Below are 17,761 nucleotides of genomic sequence, written 5' to 3' on the forward strand. Positions count from 1 at the left end.
AATTGAAGGCAAAACCTGTTATTGCATATTCTTCTGATTCTAAAGTCCATAATGAAGGAACAATGAAACGAATCGATCACTGGGTCAATAAGATGTGGAAAATCGGCGGATCGATTCATATGAAGTATGAGAATAAACTTCGTTTTCTCTATGAAAACGGAAGAAAAAAACAGGTCGGGATGCACCTGCGGAATGAGAACATAGAAGATGAGGGATTTGAAGAAGAATATTCAAAAAGAGCAGAATGTGAGAGAATACATAAGAATATAAAATGGACTGTAAAATTTGATATCAGAGGGATGAAGAATGCAAGTAAGGAAATGTATTCGATTATGAAGTTTGTGACATATCAATTGCTTGTAACTGCGAATTTGCAAAATAAGGTCAAACAAACAAATTCATTTGCAAAATATGTGTGATTTAATATCATCAAATTAGAATGGGAGGAATTATGACCTAATTTGATAATCTCTCATTGCTTTCAGGAATTTACATAACGTGATACTCTTTCCTTGAATTTATGTATATCGCCAGTTTGACAGTTTCTACTCTTTCTTGAAGAGAATGTCTTCTCTTTCAACTCAAAATTTTCATTTTTTTGTCAGGAAAAGCTATTTGACAGTTCAAACAATTTCATGTGAAAAACTCCGATTTCATCGGTTTTCCTTTAAAATGGATGCAATTTTCAAGAATCTTGGCCTGAATTTACTCGTTGAACCCCTTATTTTCATAAGAATAATGCTGATCTGTCAAATTCAATTAAGCTATTTTTGGATATTTTTTGCTTGAAAACAAAATGAAATTGATCTAAGAGGCTTATTTAGAAGATTCAACAGTTCTGTCAAATTCTTTGTCCAAAAAATGGGCAAAAATCAGAAAAAACACAATCCAATGACTTATGTGATACTGTCAAATCAATGGGGCAAAAAATGGATAAAATTATAAAAACAAGCATGGAAGAAAGAAAAGATGCTAGCGAACGACTAGAAGAAAAAAGAGAAACATAGAGATTAGAATAGAACCTAAAAAGAGAGATATTCAGTTGATCAAAAATAAAACTGTCAAAGTTGGGATATGAATCAAATTAAGTACGGCTACCGTAACAAGAATATTAGAAGTACTGCAACCTCAATAAGGAAAAAGTCCGTAACGGCGTTAATCATCTCTGCAGGAAAATGCCTATAGGCAGACAGCATCGCAAATAATGAATAGACAGATTGCAAATATTAATATAGTGAACAAACATGCCACCCGAAAAAGGGATATTCCAGATTATAGTGTTGATCACTACAGTAATGATATATGTTGCCACAGTCAACCTGATTTTTCACATGGCGGGCGGCAATATTCCTATTTATGCCCCGGGGACCCTGGTTGTAGCATTGGTGGGTTATGTGCTTGGGACGTACCTTTACTCGAAGATATATGAATGAGGAGCCTTTCCAAATGTTAATATAACCTACCTTCATTATTATGTAGCGGGGAATTTAATGAATAATGTAAAAAAGATTTTAATCGCAACAGATGGCTCAGAACATTCCAAAAAGGCAGCATCCGAAGGAATTGGGCTGGCAAAAACCTATGGAGCCAAGGTATTTGCAGTACACGTAATGAAAGAACTTTCATCAAAAACCCTTCCTTATGGAGCGAGAATCACAAATTTTGACATCCCCCACGAAGACATAAAAAGAGAAGGGGAGGAAGCCCTTCAGTATGTGGAAGAACTGGGAAATCCCCAGGGAGTAGCGGTTGATACAGCTCTTTTGACGGGCAATCCTGCAGAGGAAATACTGGATTTTGCAAAAGAAAATGAAATAGACATAATCGTCATGGGTTCACTGGGACGTACAGGTCTGGAGCGTTATCTTATGGGAAGCGTTTCTGAAAAGGTTCTCAGACATGCAAAAACTGCGGTAATGGTAATCCCTTGAAGTTACTCAAGGGATTCCAGTGCTTTTCTCAACATATCTGTTGACTGTTCCATTTCAGAAGAGGCAGCAGAAACGTATTCTGCAGCCTGCTGGAATCCCGCATCCTCAAGCTGGGGAATCCATTTCTCAAAACTATCACAATGGTTTTCGTTGTGTTCTATCCAATGCCCAAGCAAATGTTTCAGTTTATCCCTGTTTATTTCTTCCATTGTATCATCTCATACATTACGCGGATCGGTAATCTCACCTTTTATAGCCGAAACTGCAACCGTTGCCGGTGAAGCAAGATAGATGTAGCCACCTGTACCCATACGACCCCGGAAGTTGCGGTTTGCAGTGGAAATACATACTTCACCTTCACCAATAACCCCCATGTGACCACCCAGACATGGACCGCATCCCGGAGTACCCATGGTAGCGCCTGCATCGAGGAAAATCTCTATTAATCCTTTTCTTGCGGCTTCCTTCATAATCTGTCTGGAAGCCGGTATTATAATAGTCCTCACAGCAACCTCGTTGCCTTCCAACACTTCTGCTGCAGCCTCAAGGTCCTCCAGCCGGCCATTGGTACAGGTACCGATAAATGCCTGATCGAGTTTTTTGCCTGCAATTTCGGACACACCACAAACGTTGTCCACCTCATGGGGACAGGCAACCTGCGGTTCAAGGGAGTTCACATCTATGTGATATTCGGCTACATAATCTGCATCCTCATCCGAATAAACAGGCTCATAATCACTGACTGCCCTGTCTTTCAGGTATTCAAAGGTCGTGGAATCGGGAGGTACTATACCCGCCTTGGCACCCATTTCAATAGCCATGTTGGAAAGGGTCATCCTGCCTGCCATGGAAAGATCCTCTATGGCATTACCATAGAATTCAACCGCTTTGTAGGTCGCCCCTGAAGCGGTCACCTCGCCGATGATCTTGAGGGTGAGGTCCTTGGCATAAACCCTCTCTCCCATTTTTCCTTCAGCTGTAACCCTGATGGATTCAGGTACACGGAACCAGAGTTTGCCGGATGCGAATATTTCGGCCATGTCCGTTGCTCCTACACCGGTACCGAAGGCACCGAAGGCACCATATGTACAGGAATGGGAATCAGCACCCACGATCAACTTGCCCGGCATTGCAAAACCCTTCTCGGGTAATACCTGGTGACAGATACCGTTACCAATATCATAGAAATTGTTTATGCCCTGCTGACGTACCCATCCCCTGATATCCTTTTGCAGACCTGCCGTAGTATCGGAATTCGCTGGTGCCAGATGATCAAAGGGAATCACTATACGTGAAGGGTCCCAGACCTTTTCAACTTCCATCTGGCGGAAAGAGCGGACTGCCAGAATGCTGGTACCGTCGTGGGCCATTGCATAATCAATATCAGCTATCACAAAATCATTGGCCTTTGCCTCTTTGCCGGCTGCCCGGCTGAATATCTTCTCGCTGATAGTACTCAAAATTAAACACCTGTGAGATTCTTGAGAAAAATACGTTTATACCCTGTATAGATTTTATGCACAATAATCTTTTCCAATATTCAGAGGGTCTCCAGGAAATCAGTCAGGTCAACCGAATGGGTCTGGAAGCCACAAACCTTGAGAGGATCGCCACCCAGTGCCAGAGCGGTGAATTGGGCAATGTTCATGTGAACCATATCGTACTCCTCGCCAAACTCCTTTTCTATAACGGGCTGATAACGGTCATACTGCACCTGGCAGTTGGGGCATATAAATTGAGCAGAAATATGAGACGAATATATAATATATATTCCAAAATGGGAAATTAACAAGGAATCAGATGAAAAAAGAAATGCCAATCAAGAGAATTGTTTGAGGCGATTTATATTTTCCAGTAGAGTCTGGTTCTCTGAAAGGATTTCATGTTCTATACTTTCAATAATGGAATCCATGGGTACTGCAAGTTTATAGACTTTGATAGGCCTCCCCTTCCCTTCATTGCGTTTTATTTCCTCAAACTTAACCCAGCCTTTTTTCTTCAAGAGGAAATTCATAGCAATGCTCACTTCCGGTTGCCTTAGCTGTGACATTGATTCAATTTTGCGGGAGGAAACTTCTTCGCCACATGAAAGACAAGCAAGTGTCCTTGCAATCGGTTTTGAAAGGTGTAGCCTCCTTAGCAGCTTTGCAATTTCTCTTTGATTTTCATTCATTGAAAATAGGTCATCTTCTTCCATGGAAACACCGATAAATGATTTGAATGGGATGTTCATCAGAGTATATAATATTCATATATGTACTTAATATTTATATTATCCATTCAATATATAAAGTTATGGAAGTACGGACACCACAATAGATTCAGCAGAAGACAAAATTGTACAAAAATAGATATGATGGTGGGCCCGCTGCGATTCGAACGCAGGACCTCACGGTTATCAGCCGTGCGCTCAACCTGGCTAAGCTACGGGCCCATTGGTACACGATTTGTCATCGCGCAACCACTCAAATACACATCCTTATACTTTAATGTTTCGGCCAACCCTTAATTTGGCTAAAAATCGGTAAAATGCAATGAAAGGAGTTCGAATAATGCCGATAGGTTTATTAATAATGATTGCAACTGTGAATTGCAAATGTGGGCCGGTAGATCAGCTCGGAAGATCGCTACCTTGGCATGGTAGAGGCCTCGGGTTCGAATCCCGACCGGTCCACCTAAATATTTTAGAAAGTCCTAAACGTTCAATGATTTTTTACTATCATCTTTTGTGGAAGTTGGTCCGCATAGAAACCCATTCCTTTAATTGATGAATAAGTTTTACCTGTAAGGATTAAAAAAACATAGTGGCCCTATGTATACCCTTTATGTGGGCAGAATCGGTCTTTTATAGCCCCGCCCCACACATTGACACAGGCTGACAAAAACTAAATATTTGTAATTTATTTCCTTCTTCACATGTTGCATATGTTTATTGACGAAAGTGGAGATTTGGTTCACAATCAAACCATTTGATTTTCGCTGCCTTGATTGGTAAAAGATGAATTTCCACTTAAACGAATCATAAAAATATGAGAAGAAACAAATTCAAGAAGGAATTAAAAAACGCTAATGAAATCAAAGGCAACAAGTCCAGCCCAAAACTTGTAAAATATATGCTCAAAAAATTAAATGGTGTAGATGGAGCTAAAGCTTTTTTTTATTGTTTTTGAGAAAGAAAAATGCCATAGTTCTTATTTAAATGGGAATAAACACAAACTTTACAATTATGTCGCTGGGTGGATGGCGAAGAACATTGTATTAGAGAACTGTGAAGTATTGGTCAGGATTGATAAGTCAAAAACAAAACAAATATTAAGGGACGATTTTGATAATTACTTTAGAGGTAAACTTAAAGAGAGTTCCCCACACATGTGGGGATGAACCGATTGCATCCAGTAGAGTACGTATGTTCCCCTTCCAATAGGCCCCTCATTGAACCAGTGAATCCTTCCAGTATTTGCCATCAGATGGAATTTTATCTCCTATCACATAAAAGACTAATTATGGACACAAAAATATTTCTAGGCCACACACATTGGTCAACCATAATAAGATGAACGGGAAATTAAGCATGGAAAAGGAAGAAAAGGTAATTGCGATTTTGCTGACAATGGCGCTATTATCCCTGGCTGTAGCATATATCACCTATTTTCCCAACTCTTTTAACAAAACAGGTGAACAGCCCTTAACAGATTCTACAGAAGTAGGGAAAACTGTGACAATCGAAGGAACCCTATACAGTAAAGAAACCACATTCAATGGAAATCACCTGATTCTTCAGATAGATTATAATTCCGATTTGCTAACTGTATTTATACCGGAAGATAACGGTGCAATGAATATAGATTCACGGATAACTGTCGGGGATAAATTAAGGATAAAGGGAAAAGTGGATGAATATAAAGGGGAACAGGAAATCATAGTGGAAAACGAAAACGATATCAAGAAAATGTAAATCGGTACAATTTTAAGTCATAAAAAATATCATTCCTATACATGAAAGCCTGTATTATGTGTGGAGGAAAGGGGACCCGACTTAGGCCTTTAACTTTTGACAGACCAAAACCAAATATTCCAATCATCAACAAAGCATCAGTGGTACACCTTGTGGAGCAACTTGCAAAAGAGGGATTCACTGAGATAATTATCACCCTGGGCTACATGGGTGATAAGATACTGGAAGAACTGGGTGACGGCAGCATGTTCGGTGTCCATGTGGAATATGTGTACGAGGAAACAAAACTGGGCACAGCAGGAGGTGTAAAAAATGCCGAGAAGTACCTCTGTGATGAACCGTTCCTGGTCGTTGGGGGAGATCATGTCATGGATCTTGAACTCCGTACAATGTACCGATTCCATGAGCTAAATGACGCAATCATTACAATCGGTCTGCTATCCATAGATGACCCCAGGGAATTTGGTATCGCGGATATGGACGTGAACAACCGTATAAATCGATTCCTTGAAAAACCCGGCCCGGGAGAAATATTCAGCAATCTTGCAAGTACGGGTATATACATGTGTGATCCGGAGATATTCAAATGGATCCCGGAAAACCAGCCCTACGATTTTGCCAAAGACCTGTTTCCATCACTGATGGCAGAAGAACGAAGGATCAATGGTTTGCTTGTGCGAGGACACTGGACCGATGTGGGCAATCCGGCAGCCTATCGCCAGGCACAGCGCTGGATGCTTGAATCAATGCCTGGAACAACCATCGAAGGTCATTTCAACACCAAGGATTCCCGTATCAACGGACCCCTCAAAATAGGCAACAATGTGATTATCGGTTCCAACACAGCAGTTGTGGGGCCAGTTGTACTTGGTGAAAACACAACAATAGGTGACAATGTCCTGATCGGTCCATATACGACGATTGGTTCGAACTGTGTCATCAAGGACGGCTGCAGAATCCTTTCATCCTACATATTCAATGATGTGACCATCGGAAGTAATTGTAACACTTCGGGTACTGTACTTGATAACAATACAGTGGTTGGCCAAAACTGCAGCCTGGAAAACGGAACCGTAATCGGCCCCAGAGTACATATTGGAAATAATTCGACGATTCATTCCAATGTAAAGATCTGGCCGGACCTGACAATCAAAAGTGGGTCCATAATACAGGAAAACCTGCTTAATCCTGATTATGGTTAATTTAAAAAAGAGTGATTGAATATCCGCTCAGGATATTCAACCATTTAATGTTGCTTTTTATTCTTCTATGGACACCAGCGTAATGTTGAATTTCAGTGTTTCACCCGCCATAGGATGATTGAAATCAATCATTGCAGCGGTGTCATTGACATCAACAATAACTACCTGCTGGCCATAAGCGGTTGAAAGCCGGTCACCTATTTGGAATGGTGTCGTTTTATTGGGCAAATCATCAAGGGGTACTGCCCTGACAAGTTCTTCTTTGTAGGGGCCATATGCCTGTTCAGGTGGAAGTTCCACTGTTGTTTCATCCCCAACAGCCATTCCCTGCACTGCGTTGTCAAAACCTTTGATCATCCCTTCCCCTCCCAGGGTAAAGCCCAGAGGTTCATATGGTCTGGCAGGGTTGTGTATGCCCTCTTCCCGAGCAACTTCTTCTATGGAAGTATCAAATACAGTACCGTTTTCAAACTCACCAACATAATCCACGGTGACATTGTCTCCTTCCTCTGCAACTTCTGCAGGGGTCGAACAGCCACTTATGAGAAGAATTGCGGCGAGCGCTAAAATAAATAGTAGTTTTCTCATGCTCCGACTAATTTACTATTCATGATAAAACTTGTCATTCACGAACTACTGTGGCTGAAATAGACCTGAAACCGTGACCTGTTACCCTCACATCAACAAATTCGCCTAAAGGAAGTTTTTCAGAGATACCTACAAGTATCGGATAGGATCCCATTTGCCTGCCAAAAGTACCCACCGAACCCTCGCCCCATACCTCGCAAAGCACATCCTTAAGTATAGTCCCTTCGGGCACGACCCTCTTCAACATGGGTAAATCAATATCCTTGCGGACCTTTTCCTTGTATTTCAAAAACATTTTCCGGTTTTTAGCCAGAGGCAGCTGCTGTTCTGCCGCAGGAGTACCGCTAAAAGGCATAACCTGGCGAATGTTTATCCTGCGCAACAACAGATCATTATCCAGGATATTTTTCAGGAAATCGTAATTCAATCCGAAGGTTTTCTTTGTTTCTCCTGCAAGACCGTGTACAAAATTAAGCCCGGGAAGCAGATGTGAAAGACCATTGGAGCCTCTTATGCTTCCAATCTCATTCATCAATTTTACAGCTTCAAATACATCATCTGGCATTGCTTTGAGATTGTTGGCCCTGATTACAGCGGGATCAGCACTTTCCATACCCATGGCTGCTACATCCCCGGGTGTGTGATATTTCAAAATGGTCTTCATGATTTTACTACATTCATCCGGATAGGTGGCTATAGTTGCCGGATTGGCATTGTCCATGTGCAGTACCTCCAGCCCTGGTGCCACTTTCCGGATTCCTGAGTACAGGGATTCAAGCGCCTGCGGATCTGGCCTTAGGAGAGAATCCCCGCAATCCACTGCATGATAGGTGAAAAGATCAGGCTGGCGGCCAAGGCGGAAATACAGGGCACCTTCCTTATAAAGACTGGCGGCTTCGGCAACGACATCCTCAACGGGACGGTAGGTTGATGGTCCATAAAAAAATTCAGTACAAAAAGAACAATGTGTATCCCTGCCACATCCGCGGTAGGTTTCCATCTCACACATTATATTCGGGAAATCCGGATGCCTCCTGATTATAAAGGCACCCTTATTGGCCCATCTGCCAATCTCCCCAACCGTACGCATCCGGTGTTCAACATTATCAGGGTCCTCGATGCAAGGGCCGGGGCCAATTATATCATTTACAAATGCCTCGATGTCCTGCCTTGCAACAAATACATTTTCATCAGCCATTTCAAGGGCTGACGCTGCCATGCCCCCTTCACTGCTGTAGCCCAGGCGTATAGGGCCACCGATCACCTTCACACCTGAAGCGGCCCTGCATAGGTATTCGATTTCCTTCAGGGTGATGGGCGAGGAGCGCAGATATTTGCCGGGGACGGTCATTCCCGACAGGATAACCACAAGATCAGCCCGACCAAGCAGGGCAAGGTCTTCCTTTTTACTGTTCCTGATACCGTCTATTGTGAAATAGGATATATCATTCCGACCGATACCACGCTCAACCAGGGCTCCCGCTATATAGCGTATGTAGGGAGAAATATAAGGAGGAACTCCGAAACATGCGGGTTCGTCAACATAACCGTCTATGATTGCAACTTTCATGGATATCGTGGACCTTCCTATAAGGACAAACAGAAAGCTTACTTATATTTAATGTTTCATAAATATGGAATACTTATCCAGAGGTTTCCACATGAGAAGTGACAGTATCAAAAAAGGGACAGAGAGGGCACCTAACCGTTCCCTCCTCAGAGCTACAGGAGTTACAGATTCAGAAATGGAAAAACCGTTTATTGCGGTGGTGAATTCCTGGACCGAAGTTGTTCCCGGACATATTCATCTTGATAAAGTATCCGAAGCCGTCAAGGCAGGTATACGCAATGCCGGAGGAGTTCCCTTTGAATTCAATACCATAGGCATATGTGACGGTATTGCGATGGGGCATGAAGGAATGAGATATTCCCTCCCCAGCAGGGAAGTCATCGAGGATTCGATCGAACTCATGCTCGAAGGCCACCGTCTGGACGGCATGGTAATGATCACATCATGTGATAAAATCACCCCCGGCCATCTCATGGCTGCCGGTAGGCTTGATATTCCGACTATCGTGGTTACCGGCGGACCTATGCTGCCCGGTTTTTCGGGAGACGAGCCAAGGGATCTGGTCTCCGTATTCGAGGGAATCGGGGAACACCGCACCGGCAAAGCCACCGCCGAGCAACTGAAGGTACTTGAAAATGTATCCTGCGCGGGTGCCGGATCATGTGCCGGAATGTTTACCGCCAATACAATGGCATGTATGACCGAAGCGCTGGGACTGAGTTTGCCCGGCTGTGCCACAGCCCATGCGGTAGATGCCAAAAAGATCCACATCGCCAAGGAATCCGGAGAACGTATCATGGCAATGGTGGATGAAGGGTTGTCAGCACGCAAGGTGGTCAGCCAGAAATCTTTCGAGAATGCGATCATGGTAGACATGGCAGTGGGCGGAAGTACCAACACAGCCCTGCACCTGCCGGCTATTGCCCATGCATTCGATATGGAACTGCCCTTGGATACATTTGACCGCCTGGGTCGCTCAATCCCGCATCTCATCGGATTGAGACCTGGTGGCAAATATCACATGATCGATTTTGAAAGAGCCGGTGGCGTGTATGCAATAATGCAGAGATTGAAATCAAAACTCAACCCCGGAGAAAAAACTATCACCGGAAAGACAGTTGGAGAAAATATCGACGAATACGTGATCATAAATCCTGCCATAAATAAGAAGATTATCCAGACCCTTGATCAGCCCCTCCATAAGGAAGGAGGCCTGGCTATACTGAAAGGAAACCTCGCCCCAGAAGGAGGAGTGGTCAAACAGGCAGCTGTTGAACCCGAAATGATGCAGCACAAAGGCCCTGCCAGGGTCTTTGAAAGCGAGGAAGGAGCCATGCATGCAATCCTTGATAATAACATCAAACCCGGGGATGTTGTGGTAATACGTTATGAAGGTCCCAAGGGCGGCCCGGGAATGAGGGAGATGCTTTCCCCTACCTCGGCAATTGCAGGCATGGGACTGGCAGATTCAGTTGCCCTCATCACAGATGGCAGATTTTCCGGTGGAACCAGGGGGCCCTGTATAGGCCATATTTCCCCGGAAGCCATGGAAGGTGGACCAATAGGCCTTATCGAGGAAGGGGATATGATAGAGATCGATATCCCTGCAAGGAAACTGGAGCTTCTCATCGATGAAGAAGAGATGCAGAAGAGAAAAGAAAATTTCAAACCTCTTGTAAAAGAAGTAAAAGGCTATCTTGCCCGTTACAGGAAGTCCGTAAGTTCTGCCAACAAGGGCGCTATCAGGGAATAATCAGCTACGTTGAACGCAGGTGCCATCTTCTTTATCCAGAATGGAGATGGCACCTTCACCGATCATATCTTCTATATTTTTTTCAACTTCATCCATCGGATAGCGGACCGAAAGCAGGCTTATAAGGACTTGCTTTTTAATTATCATACCATCAGGAAGGTACTGGAGTATACTCTGTTTAAGAGGAGAAGGCGCTTCGTCCACGGAGATCACTTTTTCATTATTCCTTATCCTTTTCATTTTAGTATAGAACGGATCATTATCCCATTCACCAACTTCGCCGGATTCAGGGTTTGCAGCCACCGCAGGCTTTTCATCCGCAGATGAAGTATCGGTTACAGTAGAAGGCTCCGCTGGACCTGGCGAGGAATTACCTGCTATGTGATCCTCAATAGATTTCAATCTGTTTTCAATTGACATGAGTTTTTGGGCCATCAATCCAGAATTATCCATTGTCTTTTCAGGACCAAGGGCTTCTTCGAGCAAACTGCATATAAAGTTGTCACTATCCGGCATCAATTCCAGTTTCGCAAAGAGATTATCAGGAATGTCAATTCTCAATTGTCTCATCTGAATCACTTCATTAGTATAGACCATTGACTTAGTACAAAACAATATAATCAGATCAACCTGTTAAATGGATGGGAAGAAGCAGGTTCTATTTCAAATTCTTCGGCAGATTCATAGATCATGATATCTGACATCGCAGCCACCGGGAATATGTAGGGTGCATTCTCAATGGGCCCGTAAAGCACAAAATTTCCGGCCGCTGCCTGCTGCATTACGGCAGATGCGATATCACACATCTTAAACACAAGGGGATCGTGTTTCTTTTTATCCCTGAGCCATTCCCAGGAAGAAGGGGCGTTGTGAATTCCCGAACCTACCGGCAATCCCCATTTTGCCTTGGCTGCCAGCGTAATCCTCAGGCTGACCCCGGAACCATTGCCCATAGGAGTAATCCCCGGATCAATCAGTATATTGCACATTCCGCATTCCAGAGCAATATCAATCAGGCCTTTGTCCATTGAAGAAGTACCGGACTCCAGAAGTTGCATCCTGCCTTTGAAACCTGAATCCATGGCATTGAAACCCAAGACTATGGAGCTATCTATATCTGAATCTTTTAACACTTTGCGCTCCTTTTCACCGATGGTCATATTTATGGAATTATAAACTGCCCTGTCCCCGAGGCCAATCTCGCTCACGTATTCTGCCACAGCCATCCGGGCCAGCGGGTCGGGAGAATCGATAAGGAAGGGGGAATCCGTAATCTCACTAACAAAATCAATATAGTTGCGTAGGGCTTGTCCGGTATTGCCGAATATGTGCACCAGGCAGGGATTACCGGTTTCATCAGATGATGCACGCTGGGAATTGAGCAGGTTCTCTGCAATTTTACGGTCAAACAACCCTTCATTAGCATCCTCCACGATATCATGTCCTTCGTAGAATATTGTACCTGCAAGGGCTGTGGGCAGTTCACCGGGATTACCTCCGATCTTCACACCGGCAATATTGGCAATTTTTTGATCTTTTTGGAACCTGAACATTTGAAAACCTCAAGCAATCTCGTAAATTAAGCCGGAAAAAGCATCCATAACCACTTTTTCACTGATAAGTATATCAGCACTGATGGATTCAGGTGGCTTATATTTCCTGACAGCTTTTCTAAAGGATATTGGAGAAGCTTCAAAGGGTTTCTCCGAATCATGATAATTGTCAACAATCGAGTATATTTCATCAATGTCAGTAAGCCCGGTACGGTCTATAAGTTCCACCTGTTGGCGAAAACGCTGAATTGTTTCAATCTCCAGGTTCTCAATAAAGGGAATCGCCCCCTCTGAACCCAGAATCCTGCCATCTTCATCAATACCGTTTTCGTAAAGGGCTTTCAGGGTCTGGCCTGCAAGATGGCCCCGGGATTCACCACCACAGAGAAGTACGTACCTGATATTACAGTTGGAAACAACATTCATTACAACTTTCTCAGCCCCCAGGTTTTCCGTTTTGCAACTTCCCCAGATTGCTGCTTTTTCAAACAGAGGCATCGAACTTGCAAGGGTTACCACAGCGATACAGGATTTGGGATTGCCTGCACTGAAATCTCCTTTTGTAACGGGCCATTTCTCTGAAACTGTATCCAACTTATACAACCTCCCTTTTATTAGAAACAAGAGCTGCGGCAAGCATTATGGCCAGGGTATAATGGCCGCCCACCCGGGATGTGTCAATAAACACATGCCTATCCATAAGGACGGGTGCCCCAATTCCATTGCCCCCACCCAGAAATACAAGTGAACGGAAGATAAGATTGCCTGATATGCCATCCGGGGCAAGGATGAAGTTAGATTTCCTGATGGCATCCTCTATAAGTATTGTGTAATGTTTTGCATCTATTCCCGCATCGTTTAACCGGTTTGCCAGGAAATCCGCATCTGCCAGGGTGCGATCCACACGTTCATCACGGCCAAGGTCCCCCATACGTCCTCCGGAAAGGATGCCAACCTCTGGTTCAATACCAAACCTGCGGATATAGGCAGCACTTCTTTGTACAAGTTCAATTTTATCGGAAAGAGAGTGCCCTTCATCAATACCCACAGGTGCAAGGAAAAAAGGAGTATTGTCATGAGTTAGCAGGAAAGCAACCCTGTATAATTTCTCAATGCCGAGTACCTCTTTGAGGTGAGACAGGGTACCCGAGGCTTTTGCCGTGCCTCTTACAGCCGCATCAACATCCCCGGATGCAAGGAGGCTTCCAAGAACTTCTTCCGGTTGTGGAGTATCGATCACTTCAAGGTTTGTTCCGATTGCCGATATATCACGCTGGTCGCCTACAAGAACCACCCGGGCATAGCCTTCAACCTGGGCTTTTTCTGCACTCTGGATCAGTTTGGAAGTAGGATTGCGCACACCCAGTGCAACCCGGGGACAATTATCAAGAGCCTTTGTACGTATGATATCCAGCAATCCGTCTGTCTTTTTCTGCATAGGCACCCTCATTAATATGCAAAGTTTAACAATCAACAAACAACACAATTATTAATTAGTTTTCGCTTTAATATAGGTGAGGTCACAGATGACAATAGCGCAAGATTGGGCAGAAAAATACCGTCCTACCAAACTGGCAGATGTTGTGGGGAACAATAAGCCTCTGCAGGCTCTCCGTGACTGGGAAGAAGAATGGGAGCACGGAGTTCCTGAAAAAAAAGCAGCCATATTGAGTGGGCCTGCCGGTGTTGGAAAGACATCCGCTGCCCATGCCCTGGGAAATGAGATGGGCTGGGAAATTATAGAGATGAATGCCAGTGACCAGCGGACTGCCGGGATTATCGAGAAGGTGGCTGGTTCTGCTTCACGCATGAGTACACTTACAGGGATACAAAAGCGCCTCATAATACTGGATGAAGCAGATAATATGCACGGCTCGGCCGACAGGGGAGGGACCCGGGCCATTACGAATGTGATCAAGAAATCCAATCAACCTATTATACTCATTGCCAATGACCTGTATGCCCTCTCATCAACTCTGCGTTCTCATTGTGTGAACATAAAATTCAATTCCATCCCCCAGCGTTCCATTCTGCCTGCACTGAAAAAGATATGCAAAATGGAAGGGATAATATGTGGCACAGGCGTGTTGGAGAAAATCGCTGAAAATACAGGCGGTGATCTCAGAAGTGCCATAAAAGATTTGCAGGCAACAGCAACAGATAAAAAAAGAAATAGAAGTTGTGGATGTCACCACAGCCGAAAGGGATACAAAGGAATCTATTTTCAAAGTACTTACCAACGTTTTCAAGGGCAGAGATCCCGTTGAAGCCTACAGGGCAACCTTTTCCCTGGACGAAACACCTGAAGACCTTATTCAGTGGGTGGACGAGAACCTTCCCAACCAGTATCTGGACAAGGATGAAACACTAAGTGAAGATATGACTGCCGCCTACCATAATCTTTCAAGGGCTGATACATATCTTGGCAGGGTACGATTGCGGCAGAACTATGTACTCTGGAGATATGCCGGCTTCCTTTTAAGCGGAGGAACGGCAATGGCAAAGAAGCACTCCCATACCGGTTTTCGCAAGTTACAACCCCCTTCCATGTGGAGACGTATGGGCCAACTGCGCTCCAAAAGAAACATGAGGGACAACATAGCTGCAAAAATTGGATTGCACTGCAATGAACCAATCAGGGATTGCCGTATAGACCTGCTTCGTATGTACGGACTTTTACTCAAAACGAGGACTATGCAGTTGATACAGCATATTCTCTTGAACTCGATGTAGATGAGATTGCCTACCTGACTGAAAGCAAAAGGGTAACCAAGAAAATCCAGAAAATCTATGATGCTTCCCGGGAAATGATGCATGAAAAGGAAGATGAAGATATCGACGTATTCATGCATGCACCTGAAAAAGACAGGGGACAGTCAACCCTTGATTCCATGTTTTCAGCAGAAAAAGACCCTGCAGAAGAAAATCAAATGGAAGGAAAGGAAAAAGACAATCCAAAGCCTGCCAAATCCCAGAAGACTCTTTTCGATTTTTAAACTATATTTGCGATAGCCATTTATCTTCCAACTACCTAATTTTCCCCTGAGGGTTGAAGGAAATGGCCAGAGAATATGATATTATCATCATTGGAACAGGTGTAGCAGGTACCGTTTGTGCGAACAAGGCAGCTGCGGCAGGGATGAAGATCGCGATTACAGATATCAGAGAATATGGCGGGACATGTGCACTTCGGGGATGTGTGCCAAAAAAAGTACTTGTGGGTGTTGCAGAAACCGTTGAACAGGTTAATCGTTTCAACAAATTGGGGATTATGCCACAATCTTCCGTGGACTGGAGTAAGTTAATGGAATTTAAACAAACATTTGTGGAAAATTTCCCCGCCAACAAGGAAGAAAAATTCAAAAATATGGATATTGAGACCTATCATGGTGGGGCAAAGTTTGTTTCCCAAAATGAAGTCAAGATAGCAGATACAGTCCTTAAGGGCAAACACATTCTGATTGCACCCGGCTCAGTACCCCGAAAAATCGGAATTAAGGGCGAAGAAAATCTGATTACAAGTGAGCAATTTCTCAATCTCGATGAATTGCCCAGTAGAATTGTTTTTGTGGGCGGTGGATATATTTCGTTTGAATTTGCCCATATCGCTGCACGTGCGGGAAGCCAGGTAACTATCTTACAAAGAAGTGAAGTACTCAAACACTTTGACAGGGACATGGTCAAATTGCTGGTAAAAGCTTCCCAGGAAGCCGGCATAAATGTCAATACCGGTGTCTCGGTCAGCTCTGTTGAAAGTACTTCAGCAGGATATACTGTGAATACCAGGGATAGTGAGGGCAAAGACTCGCGGATTGAATGTGACCTGGTTGTCAACGGTTCCGGCAGGGTTGCAGCCCTTGAAGGAATGGAACTTGAAAAGGCAAATGTTGAGACAAAAGACGGATTCGTGGAGACAAATGAGTACATGCAAAGTGTCTCCAATCCTTACGTATATGCAGCCGGAGATTGTGTAAAGCCGGGAGCTCCTTTAACCCCTGTTGCAAGTTTGCAGGGAACTACTGCAGCAGACAATATGATAAAAGGAAATGTCAAGACAGTGGATTATACCGGTATTCCTTCCACGGTATTTACCCTTCCTCCTCTCTCAAGTGTAGGTGTTAGCCTGTCCCAATCTACTGACAGGTATGAAGTCCTGATGCATGACCGCAGCCATTGGTATAACAGCAGACGCCTGTCGGAAAACTATGCAGCCTCAAAGGTCATCATAGAAAAAGAAAGCCAAACAATTGCAGGTGCCCACCTACTGGGATCCCATTCAGAAGAAGTGATTAATCTCTTTGCAATGGCAATTAGGCTCGAATTGACGCTTTCCCAGTTCAAGAGAGTGGTTTATGTGTTCCCCACAGTCAGTTCAGAAATCCAGTCCATGATACGTAGATAATCACCAGGCGTGATAGTAACCACCTTTAGAGAAAACCTGTACCTGTATTCCAAATATATCAGACAGGTTTTCTGCAGTTAATATTTCATCCGTTGGCCCGTCCCTGTATACCCTTCCCTCGCTGAGCAGGACCACTCTGTCAATTTCAGGGATCAGGTCTTCGAGATTATGTGTCACAAGAATTATGTTTTTGCCTTTTGAAGCAATAGTGCGCATGGACTGCCTGAAAATATGCCGTGCCCTGAGATCCAAGCTGTTTGTAGGTTCATCCAGTATCAGTACATCCGGGTCATGCACAAGTGCCCTGGCAACCAGTAGTCTGCGGGCCTGTCCTGTTGACATTTCGTTTATGGGACGTGAGGCAAGATGTTCAATACCAAGAAAGCCGAGCACCTCATGGGCCCGCCTTTTCATATCCCCTGTAATAGTATGATTGCGATACAGGCCTATGCTGCTAAAAAAACCAGATACTACCACCTCGATTCCCGGAATATTACGCATGTATTCGTCCTGCAGATCACCGCTGATTATACCCATTTTGTTGCGCAACCCGAAAATATCCCAGCGCTCCTTTCCGAATAAGCGGACAATCGTCTTTTCAGAATGAAGAGGACGTAAATCTCCAGTAACCGTTTTGATAAAAGAAGATTTGCCCGCTCCATTAGGACCGATAATTGCAACATTTTCTCCATTTTTAATATAAAGAGAGAAATTGTCCAGTAATATGTTACCCTTTTTGCAAACTGTGACATTTTCCATTTCAATTATCATAGGTTTCGCATTTTTCTTTTTCATTTATTACACGAC

General features: G+C 43.9%; 21 protein-coding genes, 2 tRNA genes and 1 pseudogene. 12 read left to right on the forward strand and 12 right to left on the reverse strand.

Going from position 1 to position 17,761, the window contains the following annotated elements:
• From C9889_RS03640 to C9889_RS03650, 3 genes and pseudogenes are all read left to right on the forward strand, one after another.
• Positions 1–419 (forward strand): annotated as a pseudogene (locus C9889_RS03640) (ISNCY family transposase); the annotation flags it as partial.
• An 825-nt stretch (positions 420–1,244) separates the two neighbouring features.
• Positions 1,245–1,433 (forward strand): hypothetical protein, encoded by a 189-nt coding sequence (locus C9889_RS10315; RefSeq protein ID WP_129597256.1) that lies wholly within the window; start codon positions 1,245–1,247, stop codon positions 1,431–1,433.
• Positions 1,434–1,490: 57 nt separating this feature from the next.
• A complete protein-coding gene (locus C9889_RS03650; protein ID WP_129597258.1) occupies positions 1,491–1,931 on the forward strand; it encodes a universal stress protein in 441 nt (146 codons plus the stop codon).
• Between the two features lie 2 nt (positions 1,932–1,933).
• Here C9889_RS03650 and C9889_RS03655 read toward each other — a convergent pair whose 3' ends face one another.
• From C9889_RS03655 to C9889_RS03675, 5 genes are all read right to left on the reverse strand, one after another.
• A complete protein-coding gene (locus tag C9889_RS03655; protein WP_072560513.1) occupies positions 1,934–2,140 on the reverse strand; it encodes a hypothetical protein in 207 nt (68 codons plus the stop codon).
• Between the two features lie 9 nt (positions 2,141–2,149).
• Positions 2,150–3,391, reverse strand: a complete 1,242-nt coding sequence (locus tag C9889_RS03660) for a 3-isopropylmalate dehydratase large subunit (protein WP_129597260.1) — start codon at positions 3,389–3,391, stop codon at positions 2,150–2,152.
• Positions 3,392–3,471: 80 nt separating this feature from the next.
• Positions 3,472–3,645, reverse strand: coding sequence for a hypothetical protein (locus tag C9889_RS03665; protein ID WP_225419965.1), 174 nt, complete (start codon positions 3,643–3,645; stop codon positions 3,472–3,474).
• Between the two features lie 105 nt (positions 3,646–3,750).
• A complete protein-coding gene (locus tag C9889_RS03670) occupies positions 3,751–4,128 on the reverse strand; it encodes a transcriptional regulator (protein ID WP_129599395.1) in 378 nt (125 codons plus the stop codon).
• A 160-nt stretch (positions 4,129–4,288) separates the two neighbouring features.
• Positions 4,289–4,365 (reverse strand) — tRNA-Ile (locus C9889_RS03675).
• Between the two features lie 166 nt (positions 4,366–4,531).
• On the opposite strand from C9889_RS03675, the gene C9889_RS03680 reads away from it, so the two are divergent.
• The 4 genes from C9889_RS03680 to C9889_RS03690 all read left to right on the forward strand — a co-directional run bounded on the left by C9889_RS03680 (position 4,532) and on the right by C9889_RS03690 (position 7,088).
• A tRNA-Ala gene (locus C9889_RS03680) sits at positions 4,532–4,605 on the forward strand.
• A 355-nt stretch (positions 4,606–4,960) separates the two neighbouring features.
• Entirely contained in the window at positions 4,961–5,101 is a 141-nt protein-coding gene (locus C9889_RS10320) for a hypothetical protein (RefSeq protein ID WP_225419966.1), read from the forward strand.
• Between the two features lie 401 nt (positions 5,102–5,502).
• Positions 5,503–5,886, forward strand: coding sequence for an OB-fold nucleic acid binding domain-containing protein (locus C9889_RS03685; RefSeq protein ID WP_129597262.1), 384 nt, complete (start codon positions 5,503–5,505; stop codon positions 5,884–5,886).
• Positions 5,887–5,927: 41 nt separating this feature from the next.
• Positions 5,928–7,088: a sugar phosphate nucleotidyltransferase gene (locus C9889_RS03690; RefSeq protein WP_129597264.1), complete on the forward strand. Its 1,161-nt coding sequence runs from the start codon at positions 5,928–5,930 to the stop codon at positions 7,086–7,088.
• 57 nt (positions 7,089–7,145) lie between these two features.
• Here C9889_RS03690 and C9889_RS03695 read toward each other — a convergent pair whose 3' ends face one another.
• Together C9889_RS03695 and C9889_RS03700 are read right to left on the reverse strand one after the other, a co-directional pair.
• Positions 7,146–7,676, reverse strand: a complete 531-nt coding sequence (locus C9889_RS03695) for an FKBP-type peptidyl-prolyl cis-trans isomerase (protein WP_129597265.1) — start codon at positions 7,674–7,676, stop codon at positions 7,146–7,148.
• Between the two features lie 34 nt (positions 7,677–7,710).
• Positions 7,711–9,246 carry a radical SAM protein gene (locus C9889_RS03700; protein ID WP_129597267.1) on the reverse strand — a complete coding sequence of 512 codons (1,536 nt, stop codon included), beginning with the start codon at positions 9,244–9,246 and terminating at the stop codon, positions 7,711–7,713.
• Positions 9,247–9,337: 91 nt separating this feature from the next.
• Between C9889_RS03700 and ilvD the strand changes: the two genes are divergently transcribed.
• The gene (gene ilvD, locus C9889_RS03705) at positions 9,338–10,999 is read left to right on the forward strand and encodes a dihydroxy-acid dehydratase (protein WP_129597269.1); all 1,662 of its coding nucleotides are present in this window, start codon (positions 9,338–9,340) and stop codon (positions 10,997–10,999) included.
• Here the strand turns inward: ilvD and C9889_RS03710 are convergent, their stop codons facing one another.
• The 4 genes from C9889_RS03710 to mtxX are packed head-to-tail and all read right to left on the reverse strand — an operon-like array spanning position 11,000 to position 13,990.
• Positions 11,000–11,569 carry a hypothetical protein gene (locus C9889_RS03710; protein WP_164999269.1) on the reverse strand — a complete coding sequence of 190 codons (570 nt, stop codon included), beginning with the start codon at positions 11,567–11,569 and terminating at the stop codon, positions 11,000–11,002.
• 50 nt (positions 11,570–11,619) lie between these two features.
• Positions 11,620–12,552, reverse strand: a complete 933-nt coding sequence (gene mtrH / locus C9889_RS03715) for a tetrahydromethanopterin S-methyltransferase subunit H (RefSeq protein ID WP_129597273.1) — start codon at positions 12,550–12,552, stop codon at positions 11,620–11,622.
• 9 nt (positions 12,553–12,561) lie between these two features.
• On the reverse strand, positions 12,562–13,146 hold the full coding sequence (locus C9889_RS03720) for a tetrahydromethanopterin S-methyltransferase subunit A (RefSeq protein ID WP_129597275.1): 585 nt from the start codon (positions 13,144–13,146) through the stop codon (positions 12,562–12,564).
• Between the two features lies 1 nt (position 13,147).
• On the reverse strand, positions 13,148–13,990 hold the full coding sequence (mtxX, locus tag C9889_RS03725; RefSeq protein ID WP_129597277.1) for a methanogenesis marker protein Mmp4/MtxX: 843 nt from the start codon (positions 13,988–13,990) through the stop codon (positions 13,148–13,150).
• Positions 13,991–14,078: 88 nt separating this feature from the next.
• On the opposite strand from mtxX, the gene C9889_RS10325 reads away from it, so the two are divergent.
• The 4 genes from C9889_RS10325 to C9889_RS03735 all read left to right on the forward strand — a co-directional run bounded on the left by C9889_RS10325 (position 14,079) and on the right by C9889_RS03735 (position 16,954).
• A complete protein-coding gene (locus tag C9889_RS10325) occupies positions 14,079–14,819 on the forward strand; it encodes an AAA family ATPase (RefSeq protein WP_225419967.1) in 741 nt (246 codons plus the stop codon).
• Positions 14,734–15,285: an ATP-binding protein gene (locus tag C9889_RS10330; protein WP_225419968.1), complete on the forward strand. Its 552-nt coding sequence runs from the start codon at positions 14,734–14,736 to the stop codon at positions 15,283–15,285. Before C9889_RS10325 ends, C9889_RS10330 begins: the two co-directional genes overlap by 86 nt.
• A gap of 74 nt (positions 15,286–15,359) precedes the next feature.
• Complete coding sequence (locus C9889_RS10335; RefSeq protein WP_225419969.1) at positions 15,360–15,548, forward strand: hypothetical protein; 189 nt, start codon at positions 15,360–15,362, stop codon at positions 15,546–15,548.
• 62 nt (positions 15,549–15,610) lie between these two features.
• Entirely contained in the window at positions 15,611–16,954 is a 1,344-nt protein-coding gene (locus C9889_RS03735) for a dihydrolipoyl dehydrogenase family protein (protein WP_129597279.1), read from the forward strand.
• Here the strand turns inward: C9889_RS03735 and C9889_RS03740 are convergent, their stop codons facing one another.
• A complete protein-coding gene (locus C9889_RS03740) occupies positions 16,955–17,749 on the reverse strand; it encodes an ABC transporter ATP-binding protein (RefSeq protein ID WP_129597281.1) in 795 nt (264 codons plus the stop codon).
• Positions 17,750–17,761 lie beyond the last annotated feature (12 nt).

This window comes from Methanohalophilus profundi, from assembly GCF_004137855.1.
GTDB classification, from domain to species: domain Archaea; phylum Halobacteriota; class Methanosarcinia; order Methanosarcinales; family Methanosarcinaceae; genus Methanohalophilus; species Methanohalophilus profundi.